Consider the following 18,813-nt stretch of genomic DNA (forward strand, 5'->3'; position numbering starts at 1 on the left):
CCGCTCCGAAGCCATGATCCACATCGCGATGATCGACCTCATGACCCGCCGCCTCACCCGAGAATCCACCCCAACGTGGCGAAACACCTGAAATCCGAGCTAGACAGAACTTGCAGGATCAAACACCCACTGAGGAATATGCACGCGCGAGGGCTCGCGGACGTCCCCTAAGCTGGGAGCTCATCACTTCCCTCGCCGACCTCCAGCCGGAAAGAGATTCAACCAATGGCACGCCGGACCGACGTCATGGACACCATCGTCAGCCTCGCCAAGCGTCGCGGGCTCGTTTACCCGTCGAGCGAGATCTACGGAGGCCTGCGGGCGTCGTGGGACTACGGTCCGCTGGGTGTCGAGCTGAAGAACAACGTCAAGCGGCAGTGGTGGCTGTCGATGATCCAGGCCCGTGAGGACGTCGTGGGCCTCGACTCCAGCGTCATCCTGGCCACCGAGGTGTGGAAGGCCAGCGGCCACGTCGAGACCTTCAGCGACCCGCTGACCGAGTGCCAGTCGTGCCACAAGCGCTACCGCGCCGACCACCTCGAAGAGGCCTACGAGGAGAAGCACGGCAGGGCCCCGGAGCACGGGCTGGCCGACATCACCTGCCCCAACTGCGGCAACAAGGGCTCCTTCACCGCGCCCAAGCAGTTCAGCGGCCTGCTGAAGACCTACCTGGGTGCCGTCGAGGACGAGTCCGGCCTGGCCTACCTGCGGCCCGAGACCGCGCAGGGCATCTTCATCAACTACCTCAACGTGCAGCAGTCGGCGCGCAAGAAGGTGCCGTTCGGCATCGGCCAGATCGGCAAGTCCTTCCGCAACGAGATCACGCCGGGCAACTTCATCTTCCGTACCCGCGAGTTCGAGCAGATGGAGATGGAGTTCTTCGTCAAGCCGGGCACCGACGAGGAATGGCACCAGTACTGGATCGACGAGCGCTTCCGCTGGTACTCCGACCTGGGCATCAACCCGGACAACCTCCGGCTGTACGAGCACCCGAAGGACAAGCTGTCGCACTACTCCAAGCGCACCGTCGACGTGGAGTACCGCTTCAACTTCACCGGCAGCGAGTGGGGTGAGCTGGAGGGCATCGCCAACCGCACCGACTTCGACCTCACCGCGCACAGCAAGGCCTCGGGCGTCGACCTGAGCTTCTTCGAGCAGGACACCGGCGAGCGTTATACGCCGTTCGTCATCGAGCCGGCCGCGGGCGTCGACCGCGCCACGCTGACGTTCATGCTCGACGCCTACACCGAGGACGAGGCGCCCAACGCCAAGGGCGTCATGGAGAAGCGCACGGTCATGCGCCTCGACCACCGGCTCGCCCCGGTCAAGGCCGCGGTGCTGCCGCTGTCGCGCAACGCCGACCTGTCGCCCAAGGCCCGCGACCTCGCCGCCCAGCTCCGCAAGCGCTGGAACGTCGAGTTCGACGACGCGGGCGCCATCGGCCGCCGCTACCGCCGCCAGGACGAGATCGGCACGCCGTTCTGCATCACGGTCGACTTCGACACCCTTGAGGACCACGCGGTGACCATCCGCGAGCGCGACTCGATGGCCCAGAAGCGCATCGCCCTGGACCAGGTCGACTCCTACCTGCGCCAGCACCTGAACGACTGACACCTCTTCGGTACGGCTCCCGCCCGCTGGGCGGGAGCCGTACCCGTGTGCGGGGTCAGAGCGTGTCGCGGGCCTGGGCGCCCGCGCCGACGAGCTTGCCGTCGGCTCGCAGCGAGACCATGTAGCAGATCACCTCGTCCTCGCCCGACCAGCTCTCCCGCTCCGCCAGGTCGAGGGCGATGGCCCACAGCCACGGGTCGTCGCCCGGGAGCAGTTCCGCGCAGCGCTTCTCGGCCGTGTTCTGGGCCACGCGGTACTCCTCGGCCCGGATCTCGGCCCGGCCGAGGAACTCCGCGTCGTGCGGCATGTCGCAGGGCACCAGCGACAGGTAGTAGTCCTCGCCGAAGATCCCGTCGACGCAGTCGCCCACCGTCGCCTCGTCGTAGACGACCTGGCCCTCGGGTGTCGCCGCGAACTCCAGCAGCCGCGCGCCGCCGTACACCGTGCCGGTGGCCAGCAAGGGGAGCATGAGGGAGGCGACCAGCCCGGCGACCGCCATCGACTTGCCCCGCGTGCCGGTCCTGCGGATGCGCACCAGCGCGGCGGCGGCGAACGGCACGGCCACGGGAGCGCAGGCCAGCAGGCCGAGCACCAGGGCGGTGACCGCGAACGGCTCCGTGCGCGGCGGGTCCCAAGAGAGAGCGGGCGGTGGCGGTGGGTAGTAAGGTGGCGGGCTCTCCGGGGGCACAAAACTCACATAATTGATCATCGCAGGTCAAGAGCATGGGTAGGGGGTACTCATGCGGAACGTCGCCCCGTCTTCTTAGCTGGATCGGAGACGAGGAGGCGACATTGAACCGTTCACTGAGTGTCGTGGCCGCGCTGGCCGTGGCCGTCGCGGGTCTGGCCGTACCGGCGTCGGCGTCGGCGGTGGCCCCCTGCCGGTTCGGCATCCGCGACGACCAGATCCGGATCCGCTACGACTACCTGGGCGGGCGTCCGGTGCTGGGGTGCCCGGTCGAGGAGTCGCAGGAGACCTTCGAGCCGCCGGGCCGCCGCCAGACGTTCGACTACGGGCAGATCGCCTTCTCCTATGTGGGCGGGAAGATCATGGTGTTGTCGGTCAGCTACCTCAGGCTGAACCGCAAGATCAAATTCCTGTTCGGGCGGGCCTTCCAGGGGGGCAGGTTCGTGATGCGCGTCTGGGCGAACGGGGTGCCCCGCATTCCCAGCGTCCGCCAGATGTCGCCGTCGAAGCCGCTGGGCGTGCTCGAGATCGACGGGGTCTCCGGCAAGCGCTACCGCTTCGACGTCAGGGCCGACGTGTGCGGCGCCCAGGGGCCCGAGGTCTGCAAGCCGGGGACCCTGCGCGAGCCGTACGCGTGGGCGGAGTGGACGTACCGAATCAAGATCGACGACCACTAGGGCCGAGCCACGCCGGCACGCGCCGCCGCCTACTTTGGTAGGTCCTCCGCTCTCCGGAGGGCGGATGCCCGTGCACCGGGCGCGCTGCCAGGGTGAAGGCATGTTCCAGATCGTTGGTGTCATCGTGATCATCCAGGGGCTGATGGGCTTCGCCGGGAAGGTCTTCTTCGACAAGGAGTGGGGCCTGCTGCACCGGTGGTTCGACCTGTCGCCCATCGCCTACCTGGGCATCGCCGTGGTCGGCCTGGTGCTGGTGGTGGTGGGTGAGGCCCGGAAGGACTAGCCGCTCAGCGTCGCGCCCGGCAGACGGCCAGCGTGGCGGCGTAGGCCAGCGGGGGCAGCACGAACACCGCCACGCGCAGGCCGTACAGGATCGCGGTGAAGGTGTCCGGCGCGACGGTGAGCAGCGGTGTGTACGGCGCGTCGGCGGGGCCGGGGTCGGCGGAGAACCAGGTGGCGGCCCAGATCACGGTGAAGAAGGTGATCACCGCGACGCCGAGGGCGGTGCGGCGGGGGGCCTCGGCCGGCCGGTCGAGCAGGTGGTGGGAGCGCCGGTCGCCGGTCAGGCGGCGCTCGGCGAACGGGTAGCCGAGCAGCACCGCGAAGAAGCCGCCCAGCACCAGCGCGGGGACCAGCAGCCCGGCCTGGACGCTCACGTCGCCGACGTTGATCTGCCAGGCGGGCAGCAGGCGCAGCGCGCCGTCGAGCACGCCGGAGAACCAGAACGGCTGCGCCGAGGGGGCGGGGGCGCCCGGGGCGTACGGCCCGGGCAGCCAGACGGGGTTCACGGTGACCAGCGTCGCCAGCGCGGCGAGGGCGGCGAAGGTGAACATCATGGTCGCGCCGTTCTTGACCGCGAAGTACGGGAAGAACGGCCCGCCGCTCACCTTCGACTCCGTGGCGGGACCGCGGCCCCTGAACTCGGTGTGCTTCTGCCGCCAGGTGAGGATCAGCGCGTGCAGCGGCACGACGGCGGCCAGCAGGCCGGGCACCAGCAGCACGTGCGTCACGAAGATCCGCGGGATCGCCTGGCCGGGGAAGCCGCCGCCGAACAGCAGCGCCGACAGGTACGTCCCGGCCAGCGGAATCGCCAGCAGCAGGCTGTCGGCCTGGCGTAACCCGGTGCCGCCGAGCCGGTCGAGCGGCAGCGCGAGCCCGAGGAACGACTCGAACAGGGCCAGCGCGAACAGCAGCACGCCCAGCATCCAGGTCAGCTCCCGCGGCCTGCGGAAGGCGCCGGTGAAGAAGACGCGCAGCATGTGGGCGACGATCGCCAGCACGAACACGGTCGCCGACCAGTGGTGCAGCTGGCGGACGAGCAGCCCGCCGCGTACCTCCAGGCTGATCGCGACCACGGAGGCGTAAGCCTCCTCCAGGGTCGGCTTGTAGAAGAACGTCAGGAACGTGCCGGTGAGCAGCAGCATCACGAACGCGTAGAGGGCCAGCTCGCCCAGCAGGAACGACCAGTGGCTCGGGAAGAGCTTGCGCAGGTTGGGGCCGAGCCAGCGGCCCAGGCCGAGCCGGTCGTCCAGGTACCCGGCGGCGCCCGCCGCGGCCTTCGCCGAGCCTGCCGTGAGGCGCTCTCGACGCGTGGGTCTGGTGGGTGCCGGCGTGGCCATGGCGCCTCCCGCGGGGGTTGCTCCGATTGTGCACGGGTTACCCCAGATACTCAAGAATTGGTTTACACCAATTGGTATAAACCAATTTCTAGACCTATGGAATATTAATTGGATTAGACCGCCGCATGGTTGTTGACCTGGACAAACGGTGAGTTGGGCGGTGGGTGCCGGTTCGTCGTCTTTCGCGTAGGTAGAGTCCGTTTCAGAGGCGTTCATTTGAAGTCGCAGAAGGAGCTGTGGTGGCCAAGTACGTTTACGACTTCACCGAAGGCAACAAGGATCTCAAGGACCTGCTCGGCGGCAAGGGCGCGAACCTGGCTGAGATGACCAACCTGGGCCTTCCGGTGCCCCCCGGATTCACCATCACCTCCGAGGCGTGCCGCCACTACCTGGCGGAGGGCGCGGTGCCGCAGGGACTCGACGAGGAGATCTCCGGCTACCTGGCGGCCCTGGAGACCACCATGGGCAAGAAGCTCGGCCAGGCCGACGACCCGCTGCTGGTCAGCGTCCGCTCCGGCGCCAAGTTCTCCATGCCCGGCATGATGGAGACGGTGCTCAACATCGGGCTCAACGACGAGTCCGTGCACGGCCTGGCCAAGCAGGCCGGCGGCAACGAGCGCTTCGCCTGGGACTCCTACCGCAGGCTCATCCAGATGTTCGGCAAGACCGTGCTCGGCATCGACGGCGAGCACTTCGAGAACGCCCTCGAGACGCTCAAGGGCACCCGCGACGACACCGACCTCGACGCCGCCGAGCTGCGGGGCCTGGTGGAGACGTTCAAGGGCATCGTGCGCGCCGAGACGGGCGCCGACTTCCCCGCCGCGCCGCGCGACCAGATGCGCCTGGCCATCAAGGCCGTCTTCGACTCGTGGAACGCCCCGCGCGCCGTCCTCTACCGCCGCCAGGAGCGCACCCCCGCCGACCTCGGCACCGCCGTGAACATCTGCTCCATGGTGTTCGGCAACTGCGGCGACGACTCCGGCACCGGCGTCGCCTTCACCCGTGACCCCGGCTCCGGCCATCAGGGCGTCTACGGCGACTACCTGCAGAACGCCCAGGGCGAGGACGTCGTGGCGGGCATCCGCAACACGATCCCGCTGCAGGACCTCGAACGGCTCGACAAGAACGCCTACGACGAGCTCATGGCCACCATGGAGAAGCTCGAGAACCACTACCGCGACCTGTGCGACATCGAGTTCACCATCGAGCGCGGCAAGCTGTGGATGCTGCAGACCCGGGTCGGCAAGCGCACCGCCGGGGCCGCCTTCCGGATCGCCGTGCAACTCGTGGACCAGGGCCTCATCACGATGGACGAGGCCGTCACCCGGGTCACCGGCGACCAGCTCGGCCAGCTCATGTTCCCCCGCTTCGACGCGGGCGCCGAGCGCCGCCTGATCACCAAGGGCATGAACGCCTCGCCCGGCGCGGCCGTCGGCAAGGCGGTGTTCTCCTCCGAGCGGGCCGTCGAGCTGGCCGAGGCGGGCGAGCGGGTCATCCTGGTCCGCCGCGAGACCAACCCCGACGACCTGTCCGGCATGATCGCGGCGCAGGGCGTGCTGACCTCGCGCGGCGGCAAGACCTCGCACGCCGCCGTCGTCGCCCGGGGCATGGGCAAGACCTGCGTGTGCGGCGCGGAGGAGCTGGAGGTGTCCGTCGCGGCCCGGCGTTTCAGCGCCCCCGGCGGCGTCGAGGTGGCCGAGGGCGACGTCATCTCCATCGACGGCACCACGGGCGAGGTGTTCCTCGGCGAGGTACCGGTGGTCGACTCGGCCGTGGTGGAGTACTTCGAGGGGCGGGATCTGGACGACGAGCTGGTCACGGCGGTGGACCGGATCATGCGGCACGCCGACTCGGTGCGCCGGCTCAGGGTCCGCGCCAACGCCGACACCCCCGAGGACGCCGCGCGGGCGGTGCGGTTCGGCGGGGAGGGGATCGGGCTGTGCCGTACGGAGCACATGTTCCTCGGTGAGCGCCGGCAGCTCGTCGAGGACCTGGTGCTCGCCTCGGACGAGACGGAACGCCAGGCCGCCCTGGACGCCCTCGAACCCCACCAAAAAGACGACTTCATCGGGATTTTTCAGGCTATGGATGGGCGGCCGGTGACGGTCCGGCTCATCGACCCGCCCCTGCACGAGTTCCTGCCCGACCTCGTGGAGCTGTCGGTCAAGGTGGCCACCGGCGAGGCGAGCGCCAAGGACCGCAGGCTGCTGGAGGCGGTCAAGCGCCTGCACGAGCAGAACCCCATGCTCGGCCTGCGCGGCGTACGGCTCGGCCTGGTCATCCCCGGCCTGTTCGCCATGCAGGTCCGGGCGATCGCCGAGGCGGCCAAGGAGGTGCCGGGGGCCAGGCCGGAGATCATGATTCCGCTGGTCGCCGCCGTACAGGAGCTGGAGGCCGTCCGTGAGGAGGCGGCCAGGATCCTCGCCGAGGCGGGCGTCGAGGCGCTGATCGGCACCATGATCGAGGTGCCGCGCGCCGCCCTGACCGCCGGGCAGATCGCCGAGGCCGCCCAGTTCTTCTCCTTCGGCACCAACGACCTCACCCAGATGACCTGGGGCTTCTCCCGGGACGACGTGGAGGCGTCGTTCTTCTCGCGCTACCTCGACCTCGGCATCTTCGGCGTCTCGCCGTTCGAGACGCTCGACCGGGACGGCGTCGGCCGCCTCGTCCGCATCGCCGCGGAGGAGGGCAGGCGGACCAGGCCCGACCTGAAGCTGGGCATCTGCGGCGAGCACGGCGGCGACCCCGACTCGGTGCACTTCTGCCACGAGGTGGGGCTCGACTACGTCTCCTGCTCGCCGTTCCGCATCCCGGTCGCCCGCCTGGAGGCCGGTCGCGCCGCTCTCCAGTCGAACGACTCCGACACCCGCTGACGCCGTGGCCCGCGCCGCCCGGCGCGGGCCGTCCCGCACGCCTTCGAGACGCTAGGCGGGCACGTAGTCCCGGCTGATCCCCAGGTCGGCCAGCCAGTCGCGCAGCCCCGGCACCCCCGACGGATCGGCGACCACCCGGGCCGCGTACTCCGCCACCATGACCTCCTCGCCGTCGGTGAACAGCAGGCGCGCGGGACCCGACCAGGACAGCGTCCACCGGGCCTCGCCGTGCCGGATCAGCGTCGCCTCCAGCGCCCGCGCCAGCACCACGGCCAGCATCCCCTCACCCGGGTTCCAGCCGAGCCCGTGCAGGTGGGCCTCCAGCGCCTGCCGCTGCCCCCGCTGCAACGCCTCGAAGGCCGCGTCCAGGTACGGCTCGGGCGACGCCATCACCCGCTGCCCCGCCACCGCGAGATCGCGCAGCGCGTCGGCGTTCAGCGAGGAGTACACGCCCTGCTCGACCAGCTCCTCCCAGGACACCGGCCGCAGCGTCGTCATCGCCTCCGGCGTCCAGATCGACTGCTCCACCGCCTGCGCCGCGATCGCCGAGTCCACCAGCAAGGTCGTCGCCGGCCGCGGATCGGGCACGTGCTCGGGCTCCGGCAGCAGCGCGATAGCCGCCAGCCGCTCGCGCAGCCCCGGATGGGAGTCGTACGGCGACGCCTCCTCCGGCCGCTCGGCCAGCGCGGCCAGCTCCGCCTGCCGCGCCGGGTCGCTGATCAGCGCGTGGAAGCCGCCGAACACCGTCGCGGGCCGCCCGCCCGCCGCACCGGACAGCGACATGTAGTCGGCCATGAAGACCTCCCACGCCGCGGCCGTACCGTGGATCTTGCGCAGTGCCTCGCCCATCGCCAGCCGCCCGGCGATCGCCACGGCGAACTCGTCGGCCTCCAGCTCCTGCCGGCGCGAGACCGCCTGGGACAGGCGCAGGTAGAGCTTGGCGTAGCCGGCGAACACCCGCTGCAGGAACCGGTGCCGGGCCAGCCCCTGCACAGTCGCGAGCAGCGCCACCCGGCCCCGGTAGACCGGCGCGCCGAGCCTGGTGTGCGCGCCGCTGTAGTGGCCCAGCTCATGGCCGAGCACGGCGCGCATCTCGTCCACGGTCAGCGTCTGCAGCAGCGGCAGCCCGATGTACATCCGCCGCCGGGTCGCCCGCAGCCCCAGGAGCTGGGTGTCCTCGGAGACGGCCGCGTTCACCTCGGCGACCAGCCTGATCTCGTCGGGCGGCGACGTGCGCACCCGCTGGGCCAGCTCCTCGACCGTGCGCCACAGCACCGGCTCCTGCTCGCGGGTCACCGCCAGCCCCGGCTGCTCGCCGGGCTTGCGCCGGCTCACCATCCAGATCGCCTGCACCAGCGCCGCGGCGGCCAGTGTCAGGACGATCGCCGGTTTCAGCACCCCCACCCGGAACTCGATGATCAGCAGGACGTCGAAGAACAGCGCTGCGGCCACGACGAGGCCGGCCAGGACGTAGAAGCCGGCCAGCAGCGAGAAGGCCAGGGCTGCGCGGAATGCGGTGGTCATGTGCGGAACGCGCTCCGAGGGAGAGGATCATGCCGTCCACGACCATAACGGACGGACGCCTCGGTGTGGCGTGCCCGCCGACGGGATAAAATCTCACCACTTATGGGGCAGTACAGCGTGCACGACCAGGCTCGTTGGGTTCCGGAACCACCCGGCACCCCCGGCAGGGGCGTGTTCGAGCGCGACCGCGCCCGCGTCCTGCACAGCGCGGCGCTGCGCCGGCTGGCCGCCAAGACCCAGGTCGTCGGCCCCGGCGAGGCCGTCGGCGGCGGCCAGCACATCCCGCGCACCCGGCTGACCCACTCCCTGGAGTGCGCCCAGGTCGGCAGGGAGATGGGCGCCACCCTCGGCGTCGACCCCGACCTGGTGGAGACCGCCTGCCTGGCCCACGACCTCGGCCACCCGCCCTTCGGCCACAACGGCGAGGCCGCGCTCGACGAGCTGGCCCGCGGCTGCGGCGGCTTCGAAGGCAACGCGCAGAGCCTGCGCCTGCTCACCAGGCTGGAGGCCAAGGTGCTCACCGCCGACGGCCACAGCGCCGGTCTCAACCTCACCCGCGCCAGCCTGGACGCCGCGATCAAGTACCCGTGGCCGAGGAAGGGCCCCGGCAAGTTCGGCGTCTACGACGACGACCTGCCGGTCTTCACCTGGATCAGGGAGGACGCCCCTGACGGCCGGGTCAGCTTCGAGGCGCAGATCATGGACTGGGCCGACGACGTCGCCTACTCCGTCCACGACCTCGAGGACGCCCTGCACTCGGGCCACGTCACCCCCGGCGCGCTGCACTCCCTCGACGAGCGCGCGGACCTGTGCGAGCTGACCCGCACCTGGTACGCCCCCGACGCCGACCGTGCCGAGCTCGAAGAGGTCTTCGCCCATCTGATCGCCGACCCGCTCTGGCCGCGCCGCTTCGAGGCCACCCTCGCCGACCTGGCCGGGCTCAAGGCGCTCACCAGCGGCCTCATCGGCCGCTTCTGCCGGTCCGCGCAGGCCGCCACCCGCGACGCCTACGCCTACCGCCACCGCGCCGACCTCGTCGTCCCGCGCGCCACCCGGCTCGAATGCGCCCTGCTCAAGGGCGTCACCGCCCGCTACGTGATGACCACCGACGACCACCACGCCAAGCAGGCCAGGCAGCGCGAGCTGATCTCCGAACTGGCCGCCAAGGTCATGCTGGGCGCGCCCGGCACCCTCGAACCGGCCTTCCGGGCCGACTTCACCCAGGCCGCCGGCGACGCGGGCCGGGTGCGCGTGGTGATCGACCAGATCGCCTCCCTCACCGACACGTCCGCCGTCGCCTGGCACCGCCGCCTTTCCCCGTGACCTCCGGGGGCGGATACTGGCCCCCATGGCTACGTATGTGATCGTCGGTGCAGGTCTCGCCGGTGGCAAGGCAGCGCAGACGCTGAGGGACGAGGGTTTCGACGGCGACATCGTGCTCATCGGGGCGGAGCGGGAACGCCCCTACGAGCGCCCGCCGCTGTCGAAGGGATACCTCCACGGCAAGAGCGAGCGCGAGAAGATCTTCGTGCACGAGCCCGGCTGGTACGACGAGCACCGGGTCCTGCTGCGCACCGGCGTGTCCGCCACCCGCCTCGACCTGGACGCCCACCACGTGGAGCTGTCGGACGGGACGCGGCAGCCGTACGACAAGCTGCTCATCGCGACCGGGGCGCGTCCGCGCACGCTGCCGGGGCCCGCGCGCTACCTGCGCACCGTCGGCGACAGCGAGGCGCTCAAGGCCGCCTTCGCCGGCGGCGGCTCCGTACTGGTCGTCGGCGCCGGCTGGATCGGGCTGGAGACGGCCGCCGCCGCCCGCGCGGCCGGCTGCCAGGTCACCGTGATCGAGCCCGCGCCAACCCCGCTGCACCGGCCGCTCGGCCCCGAACTCGGCGAGGTGTTCGCCCGCGTCCACCGCCGCAACGGCGTCGACCTGCGCCTCGGCACCGGCGTGGCCGAGGTCACGGCGGAGGGGGTACGGCTCAGCACCGGCGAGAGGCTCGCCGCCGACGTGGTCGTGGCCGGCGTCGGCGCCGCTCCCAACATCGAGCTGGGCCGCGAGGCGGGCCTGGAGGTGGCCGACGGCATCCTCACCGACGCCTCCCTGCGCACCTCCCACCCCGACGTGTACGCGGCCGGCGACGTCGCCGAGTCCCACCACCCGCTGTACGGCAGGCGGCTACGCGTCGAGCACTGGGCCAACGCGCTGAACGGCGGCCCCGCGGCGGCCAGGGCGATGCTCGGCCAGGAGGTCGTCTACGACCGCGTGCCGTACTTCTTCACCGACCAGTTCGAGCTCGGCATGGAGTTCTCCGGCGACATCGAGGGCTACGACGAGGTCGTCTACCGGGGCTCGGTCGACGACCTGGAGTTCATCGCGTTCTGGTTGCGCCAGGGCAGGGTCGTCGCGGCGATGAACGTCAACGTCTGGGACGTCGTGGGCGAGCTGCAGCAGCAGATCCGCTCGGGCGCGGTCGTGGACGTCAAGGAGCTTCAGGCGGGCGCGCCCGTCGGGTTCAGGTCGAGCGGCGGCGGCTCTTCCTGAGGTTGCGGCTTGCGCTCCTTCTCCTTCTCCTCGGGCGGTGAGACGACCTTCTTGCCCGTGCACATGATCGCGCAGCGGGGCGTCTCGCCCAGCTTGCGGCGCAGGGCGAACGTCTCCTCCCGGGGGGAGAGCGTGCGGTTGCCCTTCAGCCATGCGTCGAGGTAGTCCCACGGCTTGACCATGCCGCGGCGCACCCACCAGTAGGCGGGCCCGGTCTTCCAGGAGATCGCGAAATACAGGTTCGAGGCGGTGTCGCGGGCGTTGCCCGAGTTGCCGATCGTGCCGAGGGCCTGGCCCGCCTTCACCTTCACGCCGGGCCTGACCCCGTCGGCGACGGAGTCCAGGTGCCCGCCCAGGTAGCGGACGCCGTCCGCGCCGATGATCGAGACGAACCTGCCCTCGCGGTGGGCGCCCGCGTCGGTGGACGGCTTCCACCGGTTCTGGATGTTCACCTCGTCGACCACGCCGTCCACGGGGGAGACGAACGAGCAGCCCTTGGCCGCCCAGATCGTCGTCTTCGGCAGCACCAGCAGTTTGCGCTGGTAGGTGGACTCACAGCCCTTTACCGGGAAGGCGTAGGTGTGCTTGGACACCTTGGGCGGCGGCACCTTCACCGGCTCGTCGGCCGCCGGGCGCAGCACGCTCGCCTGGTGGTCGGGCGTCGGCGTGGGAATGGTCCCGGTGACCGAAGGCGTCGCCGCCCCGGCTCCGGCGGCCGGTGGCTGCGTGCTGATCCCGGCCACGCCGGTGCCCTGGGCGCAGGCGCCGGTCAGCAGCAGCGCGGCGGTCACGGCCACCCAACGTCCCACAAGCCCCGATCGCATGATCTCCATCCGCGTCACCGTATCCAAAGTCGGCCTTTACCTTTGTAACCGACTGCCGGATCACTCACGACCCGTTTGGTGTTTTCCGGTGCCCGGGCCCGGGTTGTCGGTGGGCCGCAATAGACTCACCGCGTGGCAGGCCGGATCCGTGACGTCGACATCGCGCTCGTGCGCGAGCGCTCTCCGATCGCCGATGTCATCGGCGAGCACATCCAGTTGCGCAACGCGGGCGGGGGCAACCTCAAGGGCCTGTGCCCCTTCCACGACGAGAAGAGCCCGTCGTTCAACGTCACCCCCGAGCGGGGGATGTACTACTGCTTCGGCTGCTCCGAGGGCGGCGACGTCATCACCTTCGTGGAGAAGCTGGAGCACCTCACCTTCGGCGAGGCCGTGGAGCGGCTGGCCCAGCGGGCCGGCATCCAGTTGCAGTTCGAGCAGGGCGGCTACGTCCCCAAGCGCGACCAGGGCGAGCGGGCCAGGCTGATCGAGGCGCACCGGGTGGCCGCCGAGTTCTACGCCGAGCGGCTGATGTCGCCCGACGCCGGACCGGGCCGCAGGTTCCTGTCCGAGCGCGGGTTCGAGCGGGCCGACGCGGAGACGTTCGGCGTCGGCTACGCCCCCGCCGAGTGGGAGGCGCTCACCCGCCACCTGATGGGCCGCGGCTTCACCGCCACCGAGATCGTCAAGGGCGGGCTGGCCAAGGAGGGGCGCAGGGGGCCGATCGACCGCTTCCGCGGGCGGCTCGTCTGGCCCATCCGCGACGCCACCGGCGACGTGATCGGCTTCGGCGCGCGCAAACTGCTCGACAACGACGACGGCCCCAAATACCTCAACACCCCCGACAGCCCGCTCTACAAGAAGAGCCAGGTGCTCTACGGCATCGACCTGTCCAAGCGGGAGATCTCCAAGCGCTCCCAGGCAGTCATCGTCGAGGGCTACACCGACGTGATGGCCTGCCACCTGGCGGGTGTGCCGACCGCGGTGGCCACCTGCGGCACCTCCTTCGGCGAGGAGCACATCAAGGTCCTGCGCCGGTTCCTGCTCGACCAGTCCGCGGCCACCGGAGAGGTGATCTTCACCTTCGACGGCGACGCGGCGGGCCAGAAGGCGGCGCTGCGCGCCTTCGCCGACGAGCAGAAGTTCGTCACCCAGACCTACGTGGCCGTCCAGCCCGACGGCCTCGACCCGTGCGACCTGCGCGTCAAGCAGGGCGACGCGGCCGTGCGCGACCTGGTCGCCAGCCGCGAGCCGCTCTTCCAGTTCGCCATCCGCAGCACCATCTCCCGCTACGACCTGCGCAGCAACGAGGGCAAGATCGCGGCGCTGGACGCGGCGGCGCCGATCGTGGCCGGGATCAAGGACTCCGGCCTGCGCAAGCGCTACGCCATCGACCTGGACCGGTGGCTCGGCTTCATGGACGAGCGGTTCGTCATGCAGCGCATCGCCGAGGTGGGCGGCGCGCAGGCGGGCCGGCCCCAGCGCGCGCCCAAGGCGGTGCCCGTGGACCCCAACGTGCGGGTCGAGGGCGAGCTGCTCAAGCTGGCCGTCCAGCGTCCCGCCCTGCTGGGGCCGCGCTTCGACGCCCTTGAGTCGCAGGCGTTCACCACGCCCGACCACGTCGCCATCTTCAGCGTGATCACCGCGGTCGGCGGTACGGCCTCCGCCGGGCCGGGCGGGCGCCAGTGGGTCGACCGGCTCATGGAGCAGGCGCCCGACGAGGCGGTGCGCGGGCTGGTCACCAGGTTCGCGGTGGAGGCCATCAAGGCCGACTCCCATGTGGAGGAGCGCTACGGGGCGGCCATGCTGGCGGCGATCGAGGCCGTCGCGGTCGACCGGGCCATCGCCCAGGTCAAGACGCGGATGCAGCGGCTGAATCCGGTCGAGGAGCAGGCGGAGTACAACAAGCTGTTCGGCGAGCTGGTCGCCCTGGAACAGCAGCGCCGGGTGCTCCGCGAGCGCGCCGCCGGGTGACGCTCCCGACCATGGTTTGTACAGGAATGAAGCGCGTCCGGCGTATTGATTCGCCGGGCGCGCCAATCTTGATCGCGTAATTGACTTTTCTTTCCTGATCAATCAACGGTTAAACCCTGGGCAGATATCGATTCGGTAATGATGAAGCCCTTACCTTCTGTGCCAAAAATGGGTCTGCCATTTTATGGAAGCAATACTGCAGACTGTCCCCGTGGGTGCATCGGTTCTGCCAAGTGGGCCGCCATCGGTAGACCAGGTGGCGGACCTCGTCGCGAAGGGAAGAGAACGCGGAAGTGTGACGGTTGACGACGTCGCAGCCGCGCTCGACCGATCCGAGCTGCCGTCCGACGCGCTGGAGCGCGTGGTCCGGCTGCTCGCCGAGAACGGTGTGGAGGTCCTCGAGCCGCAAGGCGACGAGGAGACCACCCGTGCCGATGAGGAGGACGTAGGCAAACGGGCGCCGACCAGCGATCTCGTCCGCATCTACCTGCGCGAGATCGGGCGCGTCCCGCTGCTCACCGCGGAGGAGGAGGTGGAGCTCGCCAAGTCGATCGAAGCGGGCCTGTTCGCCGAGGACAAGCTGGCCAACGGGGTCTCCCGGCTGGCCTTCCCCGAGTTCAGGGAGCTCGTCTGGCAGGGGACCAGGGCCAAGCAGCGCCTGATCGAGGCCAACCTGCGGCTCGTGGTGTCCATCGCCAAGCGCTATGTGGGCAGAGGCATGCTGTTCCTGGATCTCATCCAGGAAGGCAATCTCGGCCTGATCCGCGCGGTCGAGAAATTCGATTACACCAAGGGGTATAAGTTCTCCACCTATGCCACCTGGTGGATTCGCCAGGCGATCACCCGGGCGATAGCCGACCAGGCGCGCACCATCCGTATTCCGGTGCACATGGTGGAGACGATCAACAAGTTGGTGCGCGTGCAGCGCCAGCTTCATCAGGATCTGGGCCGCGAGCCCGCCCCCGAGGAGATCGCCAAGGAGATGGACCTGCCGGTCGACCGGGTGGTGGAGATCCAGCGGATCGCCCAGGAGCCGGTCTCGCTGCAGTCGCCGATCGGCGAAGAGGACTCCGACCTCGGCGACTTCATCGAGGACGCCGACGCGGTCGTGCCCATGGAGGCGGCGGCCTTCATCATGCTGCAGGACCAGCTCGACGACATCCTGGCCACGCTCTCGGATCGGGAGCAGCGCATCATCCAGCTCCGGTTCGGGCTGGCCGACGGCCATCCGCGGACGCTGGAGGAGGTGGGCAGGGAGTTCGGCGTGACCCGGGAGCGCATCCGGCAGATCGAGTCGAAGACCCTGGCCAAGCTCCGCCACCCCACCAGGGCGCAGATGCTGCGCGACTACCTGGACTGACGGCGCCCCGCCCCGGCCCGCCGCCCGCGGGCCGGGGCCGCGTCAGGAACAGCCCTCGAACTGGGGGACCGCCACCGGGTCGAGCCGCAGCCCCGACTTGCCGAACCACTTCACCAGCAGCTTGCGGGCCGTGCCGTCCTGGTACATGTCGGTGATCGCCCGGTTGACCGCCTCGCAGCCGTCCAGGTCGTCCTTCCGGAGGCCGACCCCGGTGCGCTGCTCGTTGAACTGGGCGTTGACCAGCCGCAGCCCGCCCGCCTGCCCGGCCAGGCCGGCCAGGATGACGTCGTTCGTGGTGATCGCGTCGACCCCGTTCCTCTTCAGCAGGGCCGTACAGGCGGCGTAGTCGTCGACCCGCACCACCTCGGCGGCTACCTTGCGCTCCTCGATGACCCGCTGCGCCGCGTTCGCCCCCTTCACCTCACAGATCCGGCGCCCCTTCAGGTCCGCCACGTTGTCGATCCCGCGCTGGTCGGCGCGCACCAGGATGTCCTGGTACGAGATGTGGTACGGCCCGGCGAACGAGATCGTCTTCTTCCGCTCCTGGGTGATCGAGAACGTCGCCAGCACCAGGTCCACCTCACCGGCGACCAGCTTGCGCTCCCGGTCGGCGGCCAGCACGGGCACGAACCTGGCCTCCGCCCCCAGCTTGCCCGCCACATAGGAGGCCACGTCCACGTCGAAACCCTCGAACGAGCCGTCCGGCTTGCGCAGGCCGATCGCCGGCAGGTCCGGCCGTACCCCGATGACCAGCGTGTCGCGGCCGACGACGGACTCGGAACCGCCCGCGCCGCAGCCTGCCGCCAGCAGCGTGCCGGCCAGCAGCGCGGCGGCGAGGATCGGTGTCAGGCGCATCAGCGGTACTCCTTGAGTCGTGGCCGCACACCGGCGACGACGGCGGCGCCGATCGCGACGATCCCGAACGGCAGCACCCGCCACAGCCCGTCGAGGGCGCCGTCCCCGTCGGCGACGGCGCGGGTGTAGACGGCTCGGTGGCCGTCCGACAGGCGTACCAGCGACGTGTCGTACCCCTCGAAGCCGGTGCGCACGCCGCCCATCCGCTCGGCGACGGCCGCGACGGCGGGCAGGGCGCGCATCGCGCGGTCGGCCTGCTGGAAGCCCTGGTAGGCGGTGACCACCTCAGGGGAGGGCCGTTCGGCCAGCTCGGTGCCGAGCAGCCCGAGGTAGCGGGAGGTGCCCGCCACCTTGTCCTGGTAGGCGCCCAGGTTGGGGGCATCCACGTACATCAGCGCCTGCGACTTGTCGAGGTAGGTGTGCTGGTAGGTGTCGGCGCGTTCGGGGTCGAGCAGGAAGCGGCTCTGGTCGGCGTGCATGCTGTTGGCGATCGCCCGCGCCCTGGCCAGTACGAGCACCGAGTCGAAGCCGTCCCGTTTGGCGGTGTCCAGGGTGGTGGCCTGGCCGTTCAGCACGGCCGCGCCGGACAGCGCGGACAGCGCCGTGAGGGCGGTCGCCACCAGCAGCGCGGGCCCGAACACCCGGCGGAAGCGGCGCGCCAGGTACACCTGCAGCCACACCAGGCAGCCGACCGCGCCCGCGCCGATCACCACGACCGCGACCACCGTCACCCGGATCGAGGTCCGCTCCCGCTCGTGGGTGTGCCGGACGGTCGTGGCGTTCTCCAGCGTCAGGTTGTACGCCTGCGGCAGCAGCACCTTCTGCATCACGTCGCTCGCCTCGCGGTACCGGTCCAGGACCGCGCGTGGCGGCGGGCCCGGCTGGTGCCCGGCCTGCTCGTTGAGCAGCAGCGCCTGCGCGGCGAGCCGTTCGTAGCGGCCCAGCCCCGCCAGCACCGACGTGATCGTCCTGATGGCCGGGGCGTCGCCCTCGGCCAGCCCGCGGGCCCGCAGCAGCGTGTCGCCGACCTCGGCCCGGCGCTGCTCGTAGCGCTTCAGGGCGGCGGCGCGCTGCGCGTCGTACCCGTTGCCCATCAGCAGGACGTCGGCGACCTGGGCGTCCATGTCGCTGAGCGACAGGTACAGGCTGGCGCTCGCGACCACCTGCGGCCCCTCGTCGTGCCCGACCACGCGCAGCCCCTCCCGCGCGCTCGCCGTCCCGAACGCCAGCGCCCCGAACAGCAACGCCAGCCCGACCACACTCACCGCGGCCAACACCCGAATCCGCCCAGGCACCCCACCGTTCCGTACGGCCCGCATCCGCCTCTCGGCCGCCGCCCCCCGGCCCCTCGCACCCTGGGGCGCACCCACGACGGCTTGGGACGCGCCTGTCGCGGGTTGGGACGCGCCCGCGACGGTTGGGGGTGTGCCCGCGACCGCCTGGGACGCTCCCGCGACGGTCGGGGACGAGCCCGCGGCTGCCTGGGGCGCGCCTCCTCCAGGCCGTGGCCGGGCGACAGGGGCGTTCACGGCGTGCCGCCGGGCCGCAGGGTGATGACGGTCCACGCGCCCACGTGGATCCGGTCGCCGTCCGCCACCGGGACGGGCACGTTGACCCGGACGGGCGCGCCGTTGACCTTGGTCCCGTTGGCGGAGCCGGGATCGACGAGCGTCCAGGTGCCGTCGGGCTGCGCGAGCAGGACGGCGTGCAGGTGCGAGACCCCTGGATCCTGGGGCGGGCCGGTCAGGTCGATCTCCGGGTCCAGACCGCGCGACCTGCTCCGCCGGCCGATCCGCATCTGCGCGCCGGAGAGGGGAACCGACCATTCGGGGCAGTAGGGCGGGAACACCACGGAGGCGGCGTCAGGCCCCTCCTGCGCGATCATCTCGTCGTAGTGCGCCCGATCCGCCCCGATGACGGCTGAAAGGGCCGCACCCACGGCGTGAAAGGGCGCACCCACGGCGTGAAAGGGCGCGCCCGGGGCCTGGAGGGGGGCGCCTGCGGCTTGGACAGGCTGAGAGGGGGGCGGAGACTCGGAGGCGGGCTGAGAAGGGAGCGGAGAGCCAAGGGTGGGCTGAGGTGAGGCGGCCTGAGGCACGGATTCCTGGGCGGCCGAGGGTGGGGGTGGGGAAGCGGGCGGCGGTGGGAAGGGGGGAGCGGGGAGGGGGCCGGTGTGGGTGAAGTCGTGGCCGCAGACCTCGCAGAACTGGCCCGTGCCGTGCGGCGTCTGGCACGCCGGGCACACCCCACCGGGCTCGGGCCCCGC

Annotated in this window: 15 protein-coding genes; 8 read left to right on the forward strand and 7 right to left on the reverse strand. The window is 70.8% G+C overall.

Going from position 1 to position 18,813, the window contains the following annotated elements:
- Positions 1–225 precede the first annotated feature (225 nt).
- Positions 226–1,611, forward strand: a complete 1,386-nt coding sequence (locus tag ABZ911_RS16500; protein WP_358055916.1) for a glycine--tRNA ligase — start codon at positions 226–228, stop codon at positions 1,609–1,611.
- A gap of 55 nt (positions 1,612–1,666) precedes the next feature.
- Here the strand turns inward: ABZ911_RS16500 and ABZ911_RS16505 are convergent, their stop codons facing one another.
- A complete protein-coding gene (locus ABZ911_RS16505) occupies positions 1,667–2,308 on the reverse strand; it encodes a DUF4190 domain-containing protein (RefSeq protein ID WP_358055918.1) in 642 nt (213 codons plus the stop codon).
- Positions 2,309–2,403: 95 nt separating this feature from the next.
- On the opposite strand from ABZ911_RS16505, the gene ABZ911_RS16510 reads away from it, so the two are divergent.
- On the forward strand, positions 2,404–2,976 hold the full coding sequence (locus ABZ911_RS16510) for a hypothetical protein (protein ID WP_358055920.1): 573 nt from the start codon (positions 2,404–2,406) through the stop codon (positions 2,974–2,976).
- A gap of 100 nt (positions 2,977–3,076) precedes the next feature.
- Positions 3,077–3,259: a hypothetical protein gene (locus ABZ911_RS16515; protein ID WP_358055922.1), complete on the forward strand. Its 183-nt coding sequence runs from the start codon at positions 3,077–3,079 to the stop codon at positions 3,257–3,259.
- Between the two features lie 4 nt (positions 3,260–3,263).
- Here ABZ911_RS16515 and ABZ911_RS16520 read toward each other — a convergent pair whose 3' ends face one another.
- Complete coding sequence (locus ABZ911_RS16520; protein WP_358055924.1) at positions 3,264–4,595, reverse strand: cytochrome b N-terminal domain-containing protein; 1,332 nt, start codon at positions 4,593–4,595, stop codon at positions 3,264–3,266.
- A 239-nt stretch (positions 4,596–4,834) separates the two neighbouring features.
- Here ABZ911_RS16520 and ppdK point away from each other — a divergent pair, with 239 nt between their 5' ends.
- A complete protein-coding gene (gene ppdK / locus ABZ911_RS16525) occupies positions 4,835–7,468 on the forward strand; it encodes a pyruvate, phosphate dikinase (RefSeq protein WP_358055926.1) in 2,634 nt (877 codons plus the stop codon).
- A 51-nt stretch (positions 7,469–7,519) separates the two neighbouring features.
- On the opposite strand, the gene ABZ911_RS16530 is transcribed toward ppdK, so the two are convergent.
- Positions 7,520–8,992 carry a M48 family metallopeptidase gene (locus ABZ911_RS16530; RefSeq protein WP_358055928.1) on the reverse strand — a complete coding sequence of 491 codons (1,473 nt, stop codon included), beginning with the start codon at positions 8,990–8,992 and terminating at the stop codon, positions 7,520–7,522.
- Between the two features lie 102 nt (positions 8,993–9,094).
- Between ABZ911_RS16530 and ABZ911_RS16535 the strand changes: the two genes are divergently transcribed.
- Both ABZ911_RS16535 and ABZ911_RS16540 read left to right on the forward strand, forming a co-directional pair.
- Positions 9,095–10,315, forward strand: coding sequence for a deoxyguanosinetriphosphate triphosphohydrolase (locus ABZ911_RS16535; protein WP_358055930.1), 1,221 nt, complete (start codon positions 9,095–9,097; stop codon positions 10,313–10,315).
- A 25-nt stretch (positions 10,316–10,340) separates the two neighbouring features.
- Positions 10,341–11,537: an FAD-dependent oxidoreductase gene (locus ABZ911_RS16540; RefSeq protein WP_358055932.1), complete on the forward strand. Its 1,197-nt coding sequence runs from the start codon at positions 10,341–10,343 to the stop codon at positions 11,535–11,537.
- On the opposite strand, the gene ABZ911_RS16545 is transcribed toward ABZ911_RS16540, so the two are convergent.
- On the reverse strand, positions 11,486–12,370 hold the full coding sequence (locus ABZ911_RS16545) for a M23 family metallopeptidase (RefSeq protein ID WP_358055934.1): 885 nt from the start codon (positions 12,368–12,370) through the stop codon (positions 11,486–11,488). The two genes, ABZ911_RS16540 and ABZ911_RS16545, sit on opposite strands and share 52 nt — an antisense overlap.
- Before the next feature lie 123 nt (positions 12,371–12,493).
- Here ABZ911_RS16545 and dnaG point away from each other — a divergent pair, with 123 nt between their 5' ends.
- Entirely contained in the window at positions 12,494–14,332 is a 1,839-nt protein-coding gene (dnaG, locus tag ABZ911_RS16550) for a DNA primase (protein WP_358055936.1), read from the forward strand.
- A 184-nt stretch (positions 14,333–14,516) separates the two neighbouring features.
- A complete protein-coding gene (gene rpoD, locus ABZ911_RS16555) occupies positions 14,517–15,692 on the forward strand; it encodes an RNA polymerase sigma factor RpoD (RefSeq protein ID WP_358055938.1) in 1,176 nt (391 codons plus the stop codon).
- Between the two features lie 42 nt (positions 15,693–15,734).
- On the opposite strand, the gene ABZ911_RS16560 is transcribed toward rpoD, so the two are convergent.
- From ABZ911_RS16560 to ABZ911_RS16570, 3 genes are all read right to left on the reverse strand, one after another.
- The gene (locus ABZ911_RS16560) at positions 15,735–16,547 is read right to left on the reverse strand and encodes a transporter substrate-binding domain-containing protein (protein ID WP_358055940.1); all 813 of its coding nucleotides are present in this window, start codon (positions 16,545–16,547) and stop codon (positions 15,735–15,737) included.
- A complete protein-coding gene (locus ABZ911_RS16565) occupies positions 16,547–17,812 on the reverse strand; it encodes a hypothetical protein (RefSeq protein ID WP_358055942.1) in 1,266 nt (421 codons plus the stop codon). Before ABZ911_RS16565 ends, ABZ911_RS16560 begins: the two co-directional genes overlap by 1 nt.
- A 260-nt stretch (positions 17,813–18,072) precedes the next feature.
- Entirely contained in the window at positions 18,073–18,486 is a 414-nt protein-coding gene (locus tag ABZ911_RS16570) for an FHA domain-containing protein (protein WP_358055944.1), read from the reverse strand.
- Between the last annotated feature and the right edge of the window lie 327 nt (positions 18,487–18,813).

It is taken from the genome of Nonomuraea sp. NPDC046570 (assembly GCF_040645915.1).
GTDB lineage: Bacteria > Actinomycetota > Actinomycetes > Streptosporangiales > Streptosporangiaceae > Nonomuraea.

Excerpts from the sequence above, each read along its gene's own strand:
- ABZ911_RS16500 (WP_358055916.1), top strand. The coding sequence starts at position 226 with ATGGCACGCCGGACCGACGTCATGGACACCATCGTCAGCCTCGCCAAG.
- ABZ911_RS16515 (WP_358055922.1), top strand. The coding sequence starts at position 3,077 with ATGTTCCAGATCGTTGGTGTCATCGTGATCATCCAGGGGCTGATGGGC.
- ABZ911_RS16520 (WP_358055924.1), bottom strand. The coding sequence starts at position 4,595 with ATGGCCACGCCGGCACCCACCAGACCCACGCGTCGAGAGCGCCTCACG.
- ABZ911_RS16530 (WP_358055928.1), bottom strand. The coding sequence starts at position 8,992 with ATGACCACCGCATTCCGCGCAGCCCTGGCCTTCTCGCTGCTGGCCGGC.
- ABZ911_RS16535 (WP_358055930.1), top strand. The coding sequence starts at position 9,095 with ATGGGGCAGTACAGCGTGCACGACCAGGCTCGTTGGGTTCCGGAACCA.
- ABZ911_RS16540 (WP_358055932.1), top strand. The coding sequence starts at position 10,341 with ATGGCTACGTATGTGATCGTCGGTGCAGGTCTCGCCGGTGGCAAGGCA.
- ABZ911_RS16545 (WP_358055934.1), bottom strand. The coding sequence starts at position 12,370 with ATGGAGATCATGCGATCGGGGCTTGTGGGACGTTGGGTGGCCGTGACC.
- rpoD (WP_358055938.1), top strand. The coding sequence starts at position 14,517 with ATGGAAGCAATACTGCAGACTGTCCCCGTGGGTGCATCGGTTCTGCCA.
- ABZ911_RS16560 (WP_358055940.1), bottom strand. The coding sequence starts at position 16,547 with ATGCGCCTGACACCGATCCTCGCCGCCGCGCTGCTGGCCGGCACGCTG.